The 12,799-nt window shown below is 67.1% G+C and carries 8 protein-coding genes; 7 read left to right on the top strand and 1 reads right to left on the bottom strand.

Annotation, left to right across the window (positions count from 1 at the left end):
- The first annotated feature begins 27 nt into the window (after window positions 1-27).
- From AC50X6_RS05445 to AC50X6_RS05465, 5 genes are all read left to right on the top strand, one after another.
- Window positions 28-945 carry a LysR substrate-binding domain-containing protein gene (locus tag AC50X6_RS05445; RefSeq protein ID WP_494965241.1) on the top strand — a complete coding sequence of 306 codons (918 nt, stop codon included), beginning with the start codon at window positions 28-30 and terminating at the stop codon, window positions 943-945.
- A gap of 503 nt (window positions 946-1,448) precedes the next feature.
- A complete protein-coding gene (locus tag AC50X6_RS05450) occupies window positions 1,449-2,819 on the top strand; it encodes an MFS transporter (protein ID WP_494965242.1) in 1,371 nt (456 codons plus the stop codon).
- A gap of 47 nt (window positions 2,820-2,866) precedes the next feature.
- The gene (locus tag AC50X6_RS05455; RefSeq protein WP_494965243.1) at window positions 2,867-4,132 is read left to right on the top strand and encodes a M20 family metallo-hydrolase; all 1,266 of its coding nucleotides are present in this window, start codon (window positions 2,867-2,869) and stop codon (window positions 4,130-4,132) included.
- Window positions 4,129-5,568, top strand: a complete 1,440-nt coding sequence (locus AC50X6_RS05460) for an amidase (protein WP_494965244.1) — start codon at window positions 4,129-4,131, stop codon at window positions 5,566-5,568. Before AC50X6_RS05455 ends, AC50X6_RS05460 begins: the two co-directional genes overlap by 4 nt.
- Window positions 5,569-5,618: 50 nt before the next feature.
- The gene (locus AC50X6_RS05465) at window positions 5,619-7,301 is read left to right on the top strand and encodes an ABC-F family ATP-binding cassette domain-containing protein (protein WP_494965245.1); all 1,683 of its coding nucleotides are present in this window, start codon (window positions 5,619-5,621) and stop codon (window positions 7,299-7,301) included.
- Window positions 7,302-7,380: 79 nt separating this feature from the next.
- On the opposite strand, the gene AC50X6_RS05470 is transcribed toward AC50X6_RS05465, so the two are convergent.
- The gene (locus AC50X6_RS05470) at window positions 7,381-8,073 is read right to left on the bottom strand and encodes a GntR family transcriptional regulator (protein ID WP_494965246.1); all 693 of its coding nucleotides are present in this window, start codon (window positions 8,071-8,073) and stop codon (window positions 7,381-7,383) included.
- A 145-nt stretch (window positions 8,074-8,218) separates the two neighbouring features.
- Between AC50X6_RS05470 and AC50X6_RS05475 the strand changes: the two genes are divergently transcribed.
- Window positions 8,219-9,955, top strand: coding sequence for an L-lactate permease (locus tag AC50X6_RS05475; RefSeq protein ID WP_494965247.1), 1,737 nt, complete (start codon window positions 8,219-8,221; stop codon window positions 9,953-9,955).
- Window positions 9,955-12,780 (top strand): FAD-binding and (Fe-S)-binding domain-containing protein, encoded by a 2,826-nt coding sequence (locus AC50X6_RS05480; RefSeq protein ID WP_494965248.1) that lies wholly within the window; start codon window positions 9,955-9,957, stop codon window positions 12,778-12,780. The genes AC50X6_RS05475 and AC50X6_RS05480 overlap by 1 nt, the downstream gene beginning before the upstream one ends.
- The last annotated feature ends 19 nt before the right edge of the window (window positions 12,781-12,799 follow it).

The raw sequence follows: 12,799 nt of genomic DNA on the forward strand, positions 1-12,799 counted from the left end.
TCCCGGGCAGGATGCGAGCATTGACAGATGGCCAAGCCCTTTACCCTGACCCAGCTGCGGTATTTTGCGGTGGTGGCGGAGCTCGAAAACATGACGGCGGCGGCCGGGCGGCTGCTGGTGACCCAGTCCACGCTGTCCACAGCGATGGCCCAGCTTGAATCGAGCCTGTCCACCCAGTTGTTCGTCCGGCTCAGGACGCGCGGCCTGCGGCTGACCCCCTCCGGCAGGCAACTGGCCCAGGACATCAAGGTCCTCCTCGAACATGCGGATTCCCTGTATGAGTCGGCGCGGGGGCTGGCGACCAGCCTCGTCGGGGAGCTCAAGGTGGGCGTCTTTTCCCCGTTGGCGCCGTTCCGGCTGCCTGCAATCCTGCAGACCTTCGAAGTCCAGCATCCGGGTGTTGCGGTCTCCTTCCTCGAAGCTGATCTGGCGAGCCTGCAGGCGGCCCTTCTTGAGGGGCAATGTGATGTGGCGCTGACGTACGACCTTGGCCTTGGCCGGGGATTCACGCGTACCGTGCTGGAGCGGGTTCCGCCGCACGTGCTGGTCCATGCCGAACACCCAGCGGCGTCACGGCCCGATCGGAGCATCGCGCTGAAGGATCTCGACGGCGAACCCTCGGTGGTGCTGGATCTCCCGCACAGCCGGGAATATTATGAGCAGCTTTACGCAATCGCCGGAGTGGTACCCAACGTCAGGCACCGCTTCGCCGGTTATGAAACGGTCCGCTCCTTTGTTGCGAAGGGGCACGGCTACGCCATGCTGAACCAGAGGCTGCACAGCGACCTGACATACTCCGGCGGGAGAGTTGTGGCCCTGGCCCTGACGGACGATTTCCCGCCGATCGAGGTCATGCTGGTCCGGCCGGAGGGCGTGCAACCCACCCGCAGGGCCCTCGCTTTCGAGGAGACGTGCATCCGCCTTTACGGCGCCGGGCGGCGCTAGTGGGCATTTTCGTTAGTTCGTCGGGGGTCCGGGCGCGGTGGCCGGACTCAGGGACATGCCCCGCGCCTGGGGCAGCGGGCGGACATAGTGTCATTATGCTCAGTCCCGGGTGCGACGAATGGGCATGTCCCCCCCCGACCCCTCCGGGTACTGCTGACGGAAGGACTTTAGGAGTTTTTGGCATCGATAATATCGATCGGTGCAGCAAAAACTATCAATTGGACAGATGTGAACCGGATCACACACAGTTGGTGCAGTGCGGCGGTGACGGCGAGGGCCGAGCGGCAAAATCCCTCGCAATGACGGCCGTTGGCTGAGTCCCGAAGCGCTACAACCATGTTGATCAAAGGAGATTCAATGGTTCCGAATCACGGCCAAAGTGTCCGGAGTATGTCCGGTCAGTGGCATGCCGGCAACACTGCGGCAACATCAGCAGATTTCATTTCCCAAGCCCGAAACAAGCCAGCGGACATCGGAAACACGGCGCCGCTAGCGTGGCTGTCATGACCATCAACGACCTCACGGACCAGCCGGAGTCCGCTTCCCAAACCGCCCTGGCCGCCCCCGCCCTGGCCAGGGATGCCTCGCCGTCCGGACCCCTCGGCATCACTAAGATGCAGAAACGGGTCCTGGCAGGCGGCAGCATCGGCCAGTTCATCGAGTTCTACGACTTCACCCTCTACGGCCTCACCGCCGTCATCTTCTCGCAGATGTTTTTCCCCGGCGGCAACCCCGTCACGGCGATGCTGGCCACTTTCGCCACTTTTGGCGTCGCCTTCGTCGTGCGCCCCATCGGAGGGCTGTTCTTCGGTGCACTCGGTGACCGGATCGGCCGGCGCAAGGTCCTGACCATCACCCTCATCGCCATCGGCGGTGCCACCGCGCTCATGGGGCTGCTCCCCACGTACGGCCAGATCGGCGCATGGGCGCCGGTGCTGCTTGTTCTTTGCCGGCTCATCCAGGGCTTCTCTGCGGGCGGCGAATCCGTGGGGGCGCCGTCGTTCGTCTTTGAGCATGCCCCCGTCAGCCGCCGAGGGTTCTGGCTCAACATCACCATCGCAGCCACCGCGCTGCCCTCGGTGGTCGCCGGCACCATGATGCTGATCCTGAGCCAGTCCATGTCCAACGAATCCTTCATGGCGTGGGGCTGGCGCCTGCCGTTCCTGCTGGCCCTGCCGCTGGCCCTCTTCGGCGTCTGGATCCGCAGCCGCACCGTGGAAAGTGACGCGTTCAACGAGGCCAAGGCGGCCCAGACCAAGGAATTCAGCCCGGTCCGGGAGGCTTTCCGCGAAAACCGGCTCCGCATGGTGCAGGTCATTTTCGTGATGGGCCTCACCGCCATGGGCTTCTATTTCCTCTCGGCCTACTTTGTGTCCTACGTCCAAACCACGGGCCGCCTGAGCCGTGAGCAGTCGCTCCTGGTCAATGCCGCCGCCCTGGCCCTCTACGCCGTCCTGCTCCCCCTCGGCGGCCGGATTGGCGACCGCGTCGGCCGCAAACCGATGCTCATTGCCGGCTCAGCGGCCCTGGCCCTTCTCTCGGTGCCGAGCTTTATGCTCGTGACCAGCGGCAGCCTTCCCCTCGCCCTTCTGGGACAGACCCTCTTCGTGGTCGCCCTCTGCATCTATGGCGGCGGCTGCTACACCTTCTTCGTTGAAATCTTCTCCACCAAGACCCGCTTCACATCGGCGGCGATCAGCTATAACGGCGCCTACGCTCTCTTCGGAGGCACCGCACCGTTCATCGGCACGGCGCTCGTCGGCGGCACCGGAGTGCCGCACGCCCCCGGCTTCTATATGGCAGCCGCCGCCGTCGTCGTGCTCCTTCTGGTGCTGTTCACTAACGTTCCCGAGACGCGCGGCCGCATGGGCTGATCCCGCTGCCCCCTTCCTCTTCACCGCTAAGTAGCAAAGGACTTCCCATGAACTCAGCAGCTTTCCTCAAAGACTTCCACCACGTGGCCACCATCGGTGCCACCGCGAACAGCGGCGTAGACCGCCAGGCCGCCACCGCGGAGGACGCGCAGACCCGCGATTGGTTTGCCGCCCAGGTGCGCGACGCCGGCTGGGAACTACGGGTGGATGGAATCGGCAACATGTTCGGGCTGCTCGAGTGGACACCGGGGGCACCGTATGTGCTGATCGGCTCGCACCTGGACAGCCAGCCGCTGGGCGGGCGTTTCGACGGCGCCTACGGTGTCGTCGCCGCGCTGCACGCCGCACGGCGACTGGACGCCGAGGTTGCCGAGGGCGGCACTGCGCCCCGGTTCAACCTGGCGGTGGTGAACTGGTTCAACGAGGAGGGCGGCCGGTTCGCGCCGAGCATCATGGGGAGTTCGGTGTTTGCGAGACTGCTGCAGCGGGAACAGATGCTGGATGTGCCGGATCTGTCGGGCACCACGGTCCGCGACGCCCTTGGCGCCATCGGATACCTCGGCACGGACGAGGGGCCCGAGGTCGCAGGCTACGCCGAGATCCATATCGAGCAGGGCCGGATCCTGGAGCGGGAAGGGATCGCCATTGGCCTGGTGGACAGCAGCTGGTACACGCAGAAGCTGGACATTGAGGTGTTGGGAGAACAGTCGCATACCGGGGCGACAGCAATGGCCGACCGGCACGACGCTCTGGTGGCAGCGTCCAAGATCATTCTTATGGTGCACGATGTCACGACCGACTTCGCGGAAGGGGCCCTGGTTTCGTCAGTGGGGCAGCTCACCCTGGAGCCGAACTCGCCGATTGTGGTGGCACGCAGGGTGCACCTCGTGGCGGACCTCCGCTCCGGCGACCCGGACATCGTCAAAGCGGCCCGCGCCAGGCTCATCGCGGACATGGACGTCCTGGCGCGGGAGCACAACATCAAGGTCAACGTGAAGGACTTCGACGTCCGCCCGATCCGCCGGTTCCCCGAGGCTGGCCTGGAACTCGCGGACAAAGTCGCGGCAGATCTGGGCCTCTCCTCGCGTCGCCTCCAGACCATGGCCGGCCATGATTCCGTTGCCATGAACACCGTGGCGCCGTCCGTTATGCTGTTCGTTCCCAGCGTGGACGGCGTATCGCACTGCGAGCGGGAATTCACTACCGACGCCGACATGGTGACCGGACTGGACATGCTCACGGGTGTGGCCCGGGAGCTCGTAGCCGGGGCCCTCATCGACGCTCAGGCCCTGCCGGCAGCGGCCCTGGCATGACAGAGCTGCACTACCTCGACGCCGCCTCGGCGCTGCGGCTCTTCCGTTCCCGGGAGCTCTCGCCCGTCGAGCTCATGGACGCGGTGATCGCCAGGACCGGGGACGTCAACGGGGGCATCAACGCCCTTACCGAAACTCTGTTTGAGGAAGCGATGCCCGCTGCCCGGCAGGCAGCTGCAAGCTACGCCCGCGGCCGGGACCTGACGCCTCTCCTGGGACTTCCGGTCGCCGCGAAGGAAAAGCACGGGCTCAAGGGGCGGACCCTTTCGCAGGGACTCGTGGCCCGCAAGGGGGAGCTGGCACAGGAGGACCATCCCGTGATCGACCGGATCCGGCGTGCCGGCGGAATCATTCACGCGCGGACCACCACGCCGGAATACAGCTGCGCCACGGTGACCCACAGCCCATTGTGGGGTGTCACGCGCAACCCCTGGAACCGGCAATACTCCCCGGGCGGCTCCTCGGGGGGATCTGCGGCGGCACTGGCCGCCGGGCTGGCGCCGCTCGCCACGGCCTCTGACATCGCCGGCTCCACCAGGCTGCCTGCGTCGTTCACCGGAACTGTGGGCTACAAGGCACCTTACGGGAGAATTCCGGGCCAGGCGCCGCTCTCCGCTGACCACTACCGCGGGGACGGTCCGATGGCGCGGACCGTGGCGGACGCGGCCCTCCTGGCGAACGTGATGTCGGGCCGGCATCCGGGCGACCACACGTCGCTCGCCGGGAGTCAGGCGCTGTGCGTCCCGCCGGGTGCCGACGCCGTCGCGTCCGTGGCCGGCCTGCGGATCGCGCTGTGCATCCGGCTGGGAAACTATCCCGTGGCCGCGGACGTGGAGGCCAATACGCGAGCCGTTGCCTCCGCCCTCCGCTCGTCGGGCGCCGTGGTTGAGGAAATCGAACTGCCCTGGACCATGGAGGTCATCAGCCGGACGATGTTCACGCATTTCGGCTACCTCCTGGGTCCGGCCATGATGGATGAAACCGGAGGCTCAACGGAACTTCTTGCCGGGTATACCCGGCAGTTCATGACGGACGCCGGCAAGGCCGCCCGGGAGAACCGCTATATCGACGGCATCCGGGCGGAAACCCGCACCCAGGCCCAGCTCGCCGCGGCGATGGCCGGCTTCGACGCCCTGATCTGCCCCGCCTCCGCCGTAGCCGCGCTGGACGCGGACGGCATGTACCTTGACGGGATCGATGCCGGCGGCGTGCGGCTTGAGCACTACTGGCAGGGCCACATGACGGCACCGTTCAACATCACCAACCGCTGCCCCGTGCTCGCGGTGCCCAGCGGCATGGCCGACTGCGGCATCCCCACGGGTGTGCAGATCGTGGGCCATCCCTTCGATGACGCCACAGTGTTCGCGGTGGGCGCCGCGGTGGAGCAGGTGCGGCCCTGGGCAGGGCGCCGTCCGGATCTGCTGGTGCTGAGCTAGCCGCAGCCGGCTCCCGCAGCAGGCCCGCAGGGCCGTGGGAAGATGGAAGCGTGGCTCATATTGACGTTTCCAGCATCGACTACTTCCTGTCCGACGGCACCCAGCTGCTCAACGGCGTGACCTTCAAGGTCCCGGACGGGACCAAAACGGCATTGATCGGGCCCAACGGAACCGGCAAGACGACCCTCTTCCGGATCATCTCCGGCGACCTCATCGCGGACGAAGGTGTGATCGGCCGCTCCGGCAACATGGGGATCATGCGCCAGTTCGTCGGCCAGGTCCGGGATGATTCCAGCGTCCGTGACCTGCTGGTCTCGGCAGCGCCGCCGGCCCTGGCGGCCGCAGCCCGCACGGTGGATGAGGCCGAGTTGGCCATGCTGGAGCACGACGACGAGCCCACCCAGATGGCGTATGCCCAGGCGATCGTGGACTGGGGTGACGCCGGCGGCTACGACGTCGAGACCGTCTGGGACGAGGTCTGCATGGCCGCGCTGGGACTGCCGTTCGACCGCGCGCAGCACCGCCCGGCGTCGAGCCTCTCCGGCGGCGAGCAGAAGCGGCTGGTGCTGGAGGCGCTTTTCGCCGGCCCCGACGAGCTGCTGCTCCTCGACGAGCCGGACAACTACCTCGACGTGCCCGGTAAGCGCTGGCTCGAGTCCAAGCTCAACGAGTCGAAGAAGACCGTGTTTTTCATCAGTCACGACCGCGAGCTGCTCAACAATGCCGCGGGCCGCATCGTCACCCTCGAGCCGGGCATCAACGGCGCCGGCGCGTGGGTGCACGGCGGCGGATTTGGCTCCTACGTGGAGGCCCGAGCGGACCGCAATGCCCGCTTCGAGGAGCTCCGCAAGCGCTGGGATGAGGAGCATGTGAAGCTCAAGGAACTCGTCAACATGTACAAGAACAAGGCCGCGTTCCGCTCGGACATGGCCAACCGCTACCACGCGGCGCAGACGCGGCTCGCGATGTTCCTGGCAGCCGGGCCTCCCGAGGCGCTGCCGATCGAGCAGAATGTGCAGATGCGGCTCAAAGGCGGCCGGACCGCCAAGCGCGCCGTCGTGGCCGAAAAACTGGAACTGACCGGGCTGATGAAACCGTTCTCCACCGAGGTCTGGTTCGGCGACCGCGTCGGCGTGCTGGGTTCGAACGGCTCCGGCAAGAGCCACTTCCTGCGCCTGCTCGCCACCGGCGGCACCGACCCGGAACGCGAGCACCTGCCGGTGTCGGACGTCGAGATTGCCGAGGTTCCGCACAGGGGCACCGTGAAGCTCGGCGCCCGGATCCGGCCCGGCTTCTTCGCGCAGACCCATGTCCGCCCGGATCTGCTCGGCAAGACCCTGCTGGAGATTCTGCACCGGGGCGACGAGCACCGTTCCGGGATGGGCCGCGAAGCCGCGGCCGGCGCACTCGACGGCTATGGCCTGGCCCCGCAGTCGGAACAGAAGTACGAATCCCTCTCCGGCGGCCAGCAGGCGCGGTTCCAGATCCTGCTGCTGCAGCTCTCCGGGGCCACTTTGCTGCTCCTCGACGAGCCCACGGACAACCTGGACCTGCACTCGGCCGAGGCACTGGAACGGGCCATCGACCACTTCGAGGGCACTGTCCTGGCGGTCACCCACGACCGCTGGTTCGCCCGGACCTTCGACCGCTTCCTGATCTTCGGTTCCGACGGCAAGGTCTATGAGTCCGCCGAGCCGGTCTGGGATGAGAAGCGCGTCGAGCGAGCCCGCTAAGCCACTGCAACGCGGGGTCACTTACGGCCCATTTCCGGGGGGTTTATGGGCGCGAAGTGACCCCGCGTTGCAGTGGCGTCTACCCCGGCAGCAGCCCGGACGGCTGGTTGGCCTCCGGGCCGGCGGTGCCTCCCATGGCGTCGACCAGCCGTTCCCGGGCGCGTGCGAGGTGTTCGTCGAGCAGTTCGGCTGCGGCCTCGCCCTCGCCGGCGCCGATCAGTTCGAGGATTTTCTGGTGTTCGGCGCGGATCAGTGCGGTGTCCAGGAGGTGCAGGGACTGGACCCGGACCATGCACAGCCGCACTTCCCCCACGAGCGAGCGGTACATCCCGCTGATCCGCTCGTTGCCCACGGCGTCGATCAGGCTGGTGTGGAACCGCATGTCCGGTTCGACGACGTCGAGCGGAGCGTCGGTCTGCAGCGCCGCGATGTCGCGGTTGGCCTGCACCGCCGCTTCCGGTACCAGCCGCGTGGTGGCGAGCCGGCGGAGCACTTCGCTTTCCAGATATGCGCGTGCGAGATAGATATCCCGCACGGAGTCCGGGCCGAGTTCGACCACCCGGGCGGTTTTGTGGGTCCCCCGGTCCAGCAGGCCCTCGGCCACGAGCTTCTCGATCGAGGCCTTCGCCGTCGGCCGGGCCACGTCATAGGAGGAGGCGACCTCAGACTCCGTCAGTGACACCCCGGAGCCCAGTTCACCGGCAAAGATCCGGCTCCGCAGATCAGCGGCGACCGCTTCCACGATCGAGACTGCTGTAATTCGGCCAGCCACTGGAGCTCCGTTTCCGCCAAGAATTTCTTGATTCACTCCTCATCTTGCCAGACAAGATATCAAACCACTCTTGACCATCATGCGTACTTGTAAGACAATAAAAGGGCGCCACGGAGTTGTGACGCCTAACACAATCTGGAGACACATGTTTCAGCAGATCCTTGACCCCATCGCCGGGTCCCTAGTGATTTCCGCCCTTTGCGCGGCGCTTCCCCTTGTCCTGCTCTTTGTCCTGCTGGGCGTCTTCAAGGTCAAGGCCCCCAAGGCGGCCCTGGCCGGCCTGGCCCTCTCCCTCATACTGGCCATCGTCGGCTGGCAGATGCCGGTGAACCAGGCCTTGAGTGCCACCGCCGCCGGCATCTTCTACGGCCTGTTCCCGATCCTGTGGATCCTTGTCAACGCGCTCTGGATCTACCGGCTCACCGTCGCTACCCCGTGGTTCGAAGTGCTGGGGCGGACCATCCGTTCGATCTCGAACGATCTTAGAATCCTGTCCATCCTGATCGCCTTCTGCTTCGGCGCCCTGCTGGAATCCCTGGCCGGCTTCGGCGCCCCGGTGGCGATCTCCGCCGCCATGCTGATGGCTGCCGGCATGAAACCGCTGAAGTCGGCTGTGGTCTCGCTGCTGGCGAACACCGCTCCCGTGGCCTTCGGCGCCATGGCCGCGCCCATCATCGCCCTGAACGGCGTGACCGGGCTCCCGCTGAATGAGCTGTCCTCAATGGCTGGACGCCAAACGCCGTTCATCGCGCTGATCGTTCCGCTGCTGCTGGTGTTCATCGTCGACGGCCGGCGCGGTGTGAAGCAGACCTGGCCTGTGGCCCTCGTGGCCGGCGTAGCCTTCGGCGTGGCGCAGTTTGTCACATCCAACTTCTTCGCCGTGGAACTTACCGATGTTGTGGCCGCGGTCGTGACAGTGGCCGCCGTGCTGCTGATGCTGAAGTTCTGGCAGCCGAAAGAAATCGTCGGGATGGAGGGCGCCGTCGAGGGCGCCCCGGAAGCTGAGCACGAAGCCGTCGCCGTCAAGACCGGAAACACCTCCCTTGAGGGCAAGTCTGCCGCCACGCCAGTCGCAGGACACCCCGCCGCAGGACACCCCGCCGCAGCCACTGCGGTGCCCACCGACAACTCCCGCCCGGAACCGCGGCAGATCTGGATGGCGATCGCTCCCTACCTGATCATCATCGCGGTCTTCTCGGTGGCCCAGATTCCGTTCGTCAAGAACTGGCTTGGCCAGGTAGGCAGCGTGACCTTTGCCTGGCCCGGCCTGGACATCACCGATTCGGCCGGCAAGCCGGTGGCGGCCACCAAGTTCAAACTCGACCACTTCAAGGCGACCGGGACCCTGCTCCTGTTGTCCGGGCTGATCACCATGGCGCTGTACAAGATCACCGCGTCACGGGGTTTGCGCATCTACCGGGACACCCTGGGACAGCTGCGCTGGACGATCGTTACCGTCACGGCCGTCCTGGCGCTGGCCTTCGTGATGAACCTCTCAGGCCAGACCACCACCCTGGGCTTCGCGCTGGCCTCGGCGGGCGGCTTCTTCGCCATCCTCTCGCCGCTGATCGGATGGATCGGCGTCGCCCTCACCGGCTCCGACACGTCCTCCAACTCGCTGTTCGGCCAGATGCAGGCCACCGCCGCGGAGCAGACCGGTCTGTCTCCTGTGCTGATGGCCGCCTCCAACTCCTCTGCCGGCGTGATGGGCAAGATGGTGTCTCTGCAGAACCTGGCTGTTGCCTCCGCCGCCGTCGGCCTCGACGGCGCGGAGGGGACGCTTTTCCGCAAGCTGATCGGCTGGAGCCTGGGCCTGCTGGCGCTCATCACCGTGCTGATCTTCCTGCAGTCCACCCCCGTGCTGGGCTGGATGGTCCCCTGATGGCTCCGCTGGACCTGGCAGGCCTCCGCTCGGCGGTGCAGGATCCCGCCCAGGTGAAGACCCGGGCGATCGACCTGCACGCGAACGCCCATGACGCCTCGCACTTCCTGCTGATCCCGCAGGCCGTTGTCGTGGCCGGCAATGCCGCCGAAGTCGGCAGGCTGCTGCGGGCCAGCGCCGCCCAGGGCGTGCCGCTGACCTTCCGCTCCGGCGGGACCAGCCTCAGCGGCCAGGCGGTCACCGACGGCGTGCTCGTGGACGTCCGCCGCAATTTCAGGGACATCGAAGTGCTCGACGACGGCGCGCGGGTCCGCGTCCAGCCCGGCGTCACCGTCCGGGCACTCAATGCCAGGCTTGCCCGCTACGGCCGGAAATTCGGGCCCGATCCGGCGAGCGAGGCGGCGTGCACCATCGGCGGCGTGGTGGCCAACAACTCCTCCGGCATGAACTGCGGCACCGTGGACAACACCTACCGCACCTTGGAGTCGCTGACCGTGGTGCTGCCCTCCGGCACCGTGATCGACACCGGTGCGGCCGACGCCGACCAGAAGCTCCGTGCCCTCGAGCCGGACCTCTACGCAGGCCTGGCCCGGCTGGCCGGGCGGGTCCGGAACAATGCGGACTCCGTGCACAGGATCCGGCAGCAGTTCGCCATGAAGAACACCATGGGCTACGGCTTGAACTCCCTGCTGGACTTCCGGACCCCGGTGGACATCATGGCCCACCTGATCGTCGGCAGCGAAGGGACCCTGGGTTTCGTGGCCGAGGCGGTTTTCCGCACCATCCCGCGGCTCCAGCACGCTGCCGCGGGCCTGCTGGTGTTTCCGAACCTCGAGGCGGCCAACGCGGCACTGCCCGCCCTCGTCGAGACGGGAGCAGCCACGGTTGAGCTGATGGACGCGCTGTCGCTGAGGGTGGGCCAGACGCTGAAGGGAACACCCGCCGTCGTGCAGGACCTGACGGTCCTGGACCACGCGGCCCTGCTCGTGGAGTACTCAGCCGGCAGTGCCGAACACCTGGCCGAACTCCAGGGCCACGGCGAGGGCATCCTCCAGGGTCTCGGGCTGTCCGCCCCCGCCCGGTTCACCGGCGACACCCGGGAACGCGGGCAGCTCTGGCAGCTGCGCAAGGGCCTCTACGCCTCGGTCGCCGGCGCGCGGCCCCAGGGCACCACCGCGCTGCTGGAGGACATTGTGGTCCCGGTCCCCGTGCTGGGACGCACGTGCCGGGAACTGATCCGGCTCTTCGATAAATACAGCTACAGCAACAGCGTGATCTTCGGCCATGCCAAGGACGGGAACGTCCACTTTATGCTCACCGACGGCTTCGCCACCGCGGCCGAACTGGACCGCTACAGCGCCTTCACGGAAGACATGGTGGACCTGGTCCTTGCCGAGGGCGGATCGCTGAAGGCCGAGCACGGGACCGGGCGCGTCATGGCCCCATACGTCCGCCGGCAATACGGCGATGAGCTCTACGACGTCATGCGCGCCATCAAGCAGCTCTTCGACCCTGCCGCGATGCTCAACCCGGGGGTAGTGATGGATGAGGACCCGCTGGCGCATCTGCGGCACATCAAGACCGCGCCGCCCGTGGCCGAGGAAGTGGACCGGTGCGTCTCCTGCGGCTACTGCGAGCCGGTGTGCCCCAGCAAGGACATCACTCTCACGCCGCGGCAGCGGATCGTCACGCTGCGCGCTATCGAATCCGCGCGGCTGGCCGGCGACACGGCGCTGGTCAGGGAGCTGGAAAAGGACTACGAGTACGAATCCGTGGACACCTGCGCCGTGGACGGGATGTGTCAGACCGCCTGCCCGGTGGACATCAACACCGGATCGCTGGTGAAACGCCTCCGGAAGGCCGGCGCCGGTCCGCTCGCCAACGGGGCCTGGAACGCCGCCGCGAAGCACTGGGAGGGTGTCACCCGGGGAGCTTCCCTGGCGCTGACGGTGGTGGACAAGCTCCCGGCCGCCGCCATCGCCCCGCCCAACAAGGCCGCGCGGGCAGTGCTGGGACCGGACACGGTGCCGCTGTATTCCGCCGAGCTGCCGGGCGGCGGTTCCGTGCGGAAGCGTCCGACGCCGTCGGGCGAGGTTGACGCTGTCTACTTTCCGGCCTGCGTTGGCACCATGTTCGGGCCCGCCGAAGCAGGTCCGGGCGCCGAAGCGCGCGGCGTCCAGTACAGCTTCGAGGAGCTTTGTGCCCGGGCCGGACTCACGCTCCTGGTTCCGGCGGGCATCGACGGTTTGTGCTGCGGCACCCCCTGGTCCTCCAAGGGCATGGCCGCCGGGCAGATTACGATGCGCGACAAGACCCTGGCCGCCCTCCGGGTGGCAACCAGGGACGGCGTGCTTCCCATCGTGTGTGACGCTTCCTCCTGCACCGAGGGCCTGCGCCAGGCCACGGAATCGGACATACCGGCGGCCGGCCAGCGTGCCCTGCGCCTGGTGGACGCCGTGGACTTCGCCGCCGAGCACATCCTGCCCCGGCTGCCCGAGCACGGAAAGCTGGAGTCGCTGGCCCTCCACCCCACCTGCTCGTCCACCCGGATGGGACTCAACGACGCCCTCGGTGCCGTCGCCGGCGCCGTGGCCGAGCGGGTCGAGATCCCGGAGAGCTGGGGCTGCTGCGCGTTCGCCGGCGACCGGGGCATGCTGCATCCCGAACTGACGGCGTCGGCAACCGCGAAACAGGCTGCGGAGGTGGCGGACATGGGTGCGGCCGCCCACGCCTCATGCAACCGGACCTGTGAACTGGGAATGACCCGGGCCACGGGTGCCCAGTACCGCCACGTACTGGAGTTGTTGGAGGAAGTCACCCGGTAACCCGGAGCAACGCGGGGTC

The sequence above is a fragment of the Pseudarthrobacter sp. HLT1-7 genome (genome assembly GCF_059383435.1).

Excerpts from the sequence above, each read along its gene's own strand:
- AC50X6_RS05450 (WP_494965242.1), top strand. The coding sequence starts at position 1,449 with ATGACCATCAACGACCTCACGGACCAGCCGGAGTCCGCTTCCCAAACC.
- AC50X6_RS05475 (WP_494965247.1), top strand. The coding sequence starts at position 8,219 with ATGTTTCAGCAGATCCTTGACCCCATCGCCGGGTCCCTAGTGATTTCC.
- AC50X6_RS05455 (WP_494965243.1), top strand. The coding sequence starts at position 2,867 with ATGAACTCAGCAGCTTTCCTCAAAGACTTCCACCACGTGGCCACCATC.
- AC50X6_RS05460 (WP_494965244.1), top strand. The coding sequence starts at position 4,129 with ATGACAGAGCTGCACTACCTCGACGCCGCCTCGGCGCTGCGGCTCTTC.
- AC50X6_RS05445 (WP_494965241.1), top strand. The coding sequence starts at position 28 with ATGGCCAAGCCCTTTACCCTGACCCAGCTGCGGTATTTTGCGGTGGTG.
- AC50X6_RS05480 (WP_494965248.1), top strand. The coding sequence starts at position 9,955 with ATGGCTCCGCTGGACCTGGCAGGCCTCCGCTCGGCGGTGCAGGATCCC.